This is a genomic window from Rhizobium sp. 2YAF20, from assembly GCF_052114685.1.
In the GTDB taxonomy this organism is placed as follows: domain Bacteria; phylum Pseudomonadota; class Alphaproteobacteria; order Rhizobiales; family Rhizobiaceae; genus Rhizobium.
In genome coordinates, this window is the sequence record NZ_JBFRFF010000112.1 from 1 (window position 1) to 1,888 (window position 1,888).

The window sequence follows — 1,888 nt, forward strand, 5'->3', positions numbered from 1 at the left end:
GTCAAAGGAAGACCCGACACACTACCCACCACCGAGACCTTCCTGACACTGTTATGATAACGCGCAAGAAGCATGCGTTCGAAGGATTGCAGCTGATTGTGATCGGTGGTCTGACGCGTAGAGGGGTCTCGCTGCTTCTCGTTGTTCTGCCGGATGGTAGCCGCTCTCTCGTACCCGTTGCATGGACGGACTGGATGGCAGACAGCGCCGCCACGGTTTCATCATCCCCACGCGACGGTCGCGCCGAGAGCGATCTCGGCACCATCGCGGATTTGGTCAAGGTGCGCGTGGTCGTGGACGATCTCCTGCGCCGGCACACTGAGTCGGCCTCATGCCAGGAGGGCGGCCATGCAGTTGAAGCTAGACTTTCACGAGCAAGCCGAGGTCGACGACACTCCGATAGCGGGACCTTGGGAAAAGATCGATCCATTGGCTCAGACGGCGGCGCTAGAGATACTCGCGCGTCTGATTGCCCGTGTGCTGACAGCGAAGCGCCTCAGGGAGACGATCGATGAATGACGCGCAGAAGATCACATCTGGTCACCTCGCCCGTATAGCGATTATTTATCTTCGCCAATCGAGTTCGGCGCAAGTCGAGCGCAATCGCGAGTCAACGGATCGCCAATATGCCTTGGCCCATAAGGCCCACGAGTTGGGTTGGTCCAAGGAAAATGTCGTCGTCATCGACGAGGATCTCGGGCTGTCGGGATCAGGTTCTGTCGCTCGATCTGGTTTTGCTCGTCTGACCGCCGAAGTTGCGCTGGGCCATGTCGGACTGGTTCTGGGTCTGGAAGTTTCCAGATTGGCTCGTAACAACGCCGACTGGTATCGGCTGATCGAGCTCTGTGGGCTGTCGAATACGCTGATCGGCGACGCGGACGGAATTTATCACCCGGCGCTCTTCAACGATCGGCTTTTGCTCGGCCTGAAGGGCACGATGAGCGAGGCAGAACTTTATGTGCTGCGAGCGCGCCTAAATGGCGGCATACGCAATAAGGCGGCGCGTGGCGAACTGAAGCGCGGCTTGCCCATCGGTTTCGTCTGGGGATCGGCCGACGGGGAGGTTCTCTTCCATCCCGACGAGGCTGTGAGATCGAGCCTCGCAAGCATCTTTACATGCTTCGCCGAGACCGGTTCGGCACGGCGCGTCTGGTTGTGGTTCCGATCGCAAGGCCACCGTTTCCCGCTACAAATGCATCAAGGGTGGGAGATACGCTGGGTCGAGGCAAGCTATACGGCCATTCATAACGTCCTACGCAATCCCGTCTACGCCGGGGCTTACGCCTATGGAAGGACGCGCTGTGAGACAACGCTTGATGCGTCTGGCGCGCGCAAGAAACACGTGCGACATTTACCTCAGTCGGAATGGCAGGTGTTGATCAAGGACCATCATGAAGGTTTTATCGATTGGCGAACGTATGAAGCCAACCAGGCGCGGCTGGCCGCCAACACCCATCCCACGCCACACAAGGCAGGAGGCCCTGTGAGAGAAGGCTCGGCACTCCTGCAGGGCATTGCCAGCTGCGGTCACTGTGGACGGCGATTGCGAACGCATTACAGCGGCCGTCATTCGACGCCTGCTTATCATTGCGCCGGCAAGGACATCGTAGAGGGCCGAGGCCGCTATTGTCTCAACGTGGGCGGGGTGCAGATCGACGGCGCGATTGCCCGCGCCTTTCTCCAAGCGCTCGAACCAGCCAGGCTTGCTGCTACCCTGGCGGCTGCGGAGCGCTTCGAACTCGACACAGAAGCGTCGCTAAAACAATGGCGGCTTGGTGTTGAGCGCGCAGTTTATCAAGCAGGCCGGGCCGAACGCCGATACCGCGCCGTCGATCCCGATAATCGGCTTGTTGCGCGCGGTCTTGAACGTGAATGGGAGCAGTGCCTT

Annotated in this window: 2 protein-coding genes; both read left to right on the forward strand. The window is 59.5% G+C overall.

Annotation, left to right across the window (positions count from 1 at the left end; all coding sequences use genetic code 11):
• The first annotated feature begins 348 nt into the window (after positions 1–348).
• Positions 349–519, forward strand: a complete 171-nt coding sequence (locus tag AB4Z52_RS36095) for a hypothetical protein (protein WP_442222595.1) — start codon at positions 349–351, stop codon at positions 517–519.
• On the forward strand, positions 512–1,888 hold a 1,377-nt coding region (locus tag AB4Z52_RS36100), incomplete at its 3' end, for a recombinase family protein (protein WP_442222596.1). The genes AB4Z52_RS36095 and AB4Z52_RS36100, both read left to right, overlap by 8 nt.

What these genes read in the sequence shown, in the direction of transcription:
- AB4Z52_RS36095 (WP_442222595.1), top strand. Translation starts at nt 349, where the DNA reads ATGCAGTTGAAGCTAGACTTTCACGAGCAAGCCGAGGTCGACGACACT.